1 pseudogene is annotated in these 214 nt (G+C 38.8%); it reads left to right on the top strand.

The features are described 5' to 3' along the window. A pseudogene (locus tag ABF638_RS38580) lies at window positions 1-214 on the top strand (hypothetical protein); the annotation flags it as partial.

Here is a 214-nt window from a genome sequence, read left to right as displayed (position 1 = left end):
TAGATACAGGCTTATCAATAGATTCGCTCTCTCCCGAAAACCTACCAGAATCAAGAGTAGAAACAATTATTGAAGCTGAAGGCGAGCAAATAGCAATGATTGAAATCAAAGGCCCAGCTGGTAGATTAGAAAGTGCGGAAAATTGCCTTGAGGTTAACTATAATGAAGCTACTCACAGTTGCTCTTATTGCTTTTCCGGGCAAATAAACAATAT

It is taken from the genome of Nostoc sp. CALU 1950 (assembly GCF_051172895.1).
In the GTDB taxonomy this organism is placed as follows: domain Bacteria; phylum Cyanobacteriota; class Cyanobacteriia; order Cyanobacteriales; family Nostocaceae; genus Nostoc; species Nostoc edaphicum_A.
Note: the sequence above shows the minus strand (reverse complement) of the source record. Positions and strands in the feature narration are given on the sequence as shown.